The sequence below is a fragment of the Streptococcus mitis genome, from assembly GCF_005844455.1.
GTDB classification, from domain to species: Bacteria; Bacillota; Bacilli; order Lactobacillales; family Streptococcaceae; genus Streptococcus; species Streptococcus mitis_BF.
Genome location: NZ_SPGF01000105.1, coordinates 1 through 2611, shown reverse-complemented (window position 1 = coordinate 2611; position 2611 = coordinate 1). Strand labels below are relative to the sequence as shown.

Annotated in this window: 2 protein-coding genes and 1 pseudogene; all 3 read right to left on the bottom strand. The window is 40.3% G+C overall.

Annotation, left to right across the window (positions count from 1 at the left end):
- Positions 1-294: 294 nt before the first annotated feature.
- Positions 295-1194, bottom strand: a complete 900-nt coding sequence (gene galU, locus FGQ53_RS11535) for a UTP--glucose-1-phosphate uridylyltransferase GalU (RefSeq protein WP_138338912.1) — start codon at positions 1192-1194, stop codon at positions 295-297.
- A gap of 21 nt (positions 1195-1215) precedes the next feature.
- Positions 1216-2232, bottom strand: a complete 1017-nt coding sequence (locus tag FGQ53_RS11530) for an NAD(P)H-dependent glycerol-3-phosphate dehydrogenase (protein WP_138338909.1) — start codon at positions 2230-2232, stop codon at positions 1216-1218.
- Positions 2233-2372: 140 nt separating this feature from the next.
- A pseudogene (locus tag FGQ53_RS11525) lies at positions 2373-2611 on the bottom strand (transposase family protein); the annotation flags it as partial.

The window sequence follows — 2611 nt, the reverse complement described above, 5'->3', positions numbered from 1 at the left end:
ATACTCTTATTCAAGTGGGCTTTTATTTGTTTTATCATGGGAAATCCCTCCTTAACTATAAGTTTATCACATAAAAAAGAAACCCAAATACAGAATTGTATTTGAATTTCTTAACTTAATGACATTGACTGATTCGGTGCTTTTTTGTTTTTACTATACTAATTTATTCTACTCTTGTTTTAATGAAAAAACAAATACAAGTATAGTGTTTTCATTAGTTTTTATGAAATAGGTAGATTCAAGTAGAGAATTTACTTAATTTATGTGTGGCTAATCTTTATATAAATGATTTTGTTATTCCTTCTCAGCCAATTCTTTTCCGAGTTGGATGAGGTAGTCTTTCAAGTCATCTTTGACTTGTGGGTGCTTGAGGGCGTAGTCAATAGATGTTTTCATAAATCCAAACTTATGCCCAACGTCGTAACGAGCTCCTGTAAATTCACGGGCGAAAACACGTTGTGTTTTATTAAGCGTATCAATAGCGTCGGTAAGCTGGATTTCATTTCCAGCACCAGGAGCTTGCTTTTCGAGGATATCAAAAATTTCTGGTGTCAGAAGATAGCGACCGATAATTGCTAAATCACTTGGTGCATCTTCGGGAACTGGTTTTTCAACGAAAGTTTCAACGCTATAGAGACCATTAATCCCTTCACCTTGAGGAGCGATAACTCCATATGATGAAACGTCTTCGTGCGGTACGGGCATGACAGCAATGGTTGATGCGTGTGTCGTCTCGTAATCATTCATCAGTTGTTTTGTCAAAGGAACGGCATTCTCATTTGTGATGTCCATAAGGTCATCACCCAGCATAACAACGAAGGGCTCATTCCCTACAAAAGCTTTGGCTTGTAGGACAGCGTCTCCAAGACCACGAGGGTGAGTTTGGCGAATGAAATGGAGGCGCATACCAGTTGCTTCATCTACCAATTTTAACAAATCTGTTTTGCCTTTTTCCTTAAGATTGTATTCAAGCTCAAAGTTCGAGTCAAAGTGGTCCTCAATAGAACGTTTTGATTTACCAGTGACAACTAGAATATCTTCAATACCTGATTTGAGAGCCTCTTCCACGATAAATTGGATAGTTGGTTTGTCTACAATTGGCAACATTTCTTTGGCCAGGGCCTTGGTTGCTGGTAAAAATCGAGTTCCAAGCCCAGCGGCAGGGATGACTGCCTTTCTAACTTTTGATGTCATAAGAATCCTTTCTATAGAGTGTCAAGACCACTCATTTTCTGCTTTAAATTCATTGTTCATGATGTCATAAATGGCATCTTTAATATTGGTTCCGTGGTAGATAACTTGGTAAATGGCCTGTGTAATGGGCATATAGACTCCAAGTTCTTGCGCTAGTTCATAGGCTGCTCGAGTCGTTGAGATTCCTTCAATCACCATGCCCATATTGGTTTCGATATCAGCTAGGGATTCTCCACGACCAAGAGCATCTCCGGCTCTCCAGTTACGAGAGTGGATGGAGGTTCCTGTTACGATTAAATCACCTACACCAGATAAGCCACTATAGGTTAATGGACTGGCCCCGAGTGCTACCCCTAGGCGGGTAATTTCTGCCAAGCCTCGAGCGATGATGGCCGCCTTGGCATTGTCACCAAATCCCAGACCATGTAAAGCTCCGGCACCAACAGCGATAATATTTTTAAGGGCACCAGCAGTTTCAACTCCAATAACATCCGTATTGGTATAAAGTCGGAAGTAGTGATTGCTAAATAGCTCCTGAACGTATTGAGCTGTTTGCAAATCTTTAGAAGCAGCTGTGATTAAAGTCAGGTCACGCACAATGGTCTCTTCTGCATGGCTAGGCCCTGATACAACGACAATATCACTGCGGAGCTCTTCAGGAATTTCTTCTTCAAGAATGGTTGATAATCGTTTATGGCTATCAGGTTCTAATCCCTTTGATGCATGCATGATAATCGCCTTATGGTCTAAGGTTTTTGCAACTTGTTGGGCAACAAGTCGTGTCACTTTTGTTGGGACAACAAACAAAATCGCATCCACATCTTTCAGAGTCTTTGCTAAGTCAGTGTAGGCAATGATTTTCTCATCTAAAACGACATCTTTAAAGTAGTGTTTATTAGTATGGTGTGTATTAATTTCATTGATTTGCTCGGGAAGATTTCCCCAAATACGTACCTCGTGTCCATTGTCATTTAAGACTTGTGAAAGGGCAGTCCCCCAAGAACCAGGCCCCAAGACGGCGACGGTTTGTTTTTTCATGTTTTCCTCCTTAATAGAGTCCTTTTCATTATTTTATCATATTCTAGAGGATTTTGCACTTGCATTGCTGGGGGAGTGGTGGCTTTGTTACTTGAAAAATACATAAAAAACCGAGACGAAGTATTAGACTTGTTCGGTAACTACATCATCTCGTGGTTGATGATGCCACAAATCAACTCAGCTCTTAATTCAAACCGTTTTCTACGATTACGATAGGGCTGTGCCATGATTTGAAAGGTTTTAAATTTGGCATTAAAGTGCTCAACTCCAATACGCATTTTAGCTATCTCGCGATTCAACTACTTATCCTCTTGGGTTAAGGGGTGATGTTTAGAACGCTTAGCAGGAATAAAGGTATTTTCGTGAAATTTCAAGATGC